Here is a 237-nt window from a genome sequence, read left to right on the forward strand (position 1 = left end):
GGTCTATGAAAATGTTGCCTGGCCGCTGCGTGAACATACCCGTCTGCCTCCTCCGCTGCTGCACAGCACTGTGCTGATGAAGCTGGAAGCGGTGGGTCTGCGTGGCGCGGCCCAGCTGAAGCCCGCGGAGCTGTCGGGCGGAATGGCGCGTCGTGTGGCACTGGCGCGTGCTATTGCGCTGGAGCCGGAACTGATCATGTTTGATGAGCCTTTCGTCGGTCAGGATCCGATCACGAT

Annotated in this window: 1 protein-coding gene; it reads left to right on the forward strand. The window is 62.0% G+C overall.

What is annotated here, in order from left to right; translation table 11 throughout:
- Positions 1–237: ATP-binding cassette domain-containing protein (locus tag SB756_RS35150; RefSeq protein ID WP_410913891.1), on the forward strand; the 237-nt coding region annotated here is incomplete at both ends.

The organism is Pseudomonas sp. SIMBA_068 (genome assembly GCF_046534705.1).
GTDB classification, from domain to species: Bacteria; Pseudomonadota; Gammaproteobacteria; order Pseudomonadales; family Pseudomonadaceae; genus Aquipseudomonas; species Aquipseudomonas putida.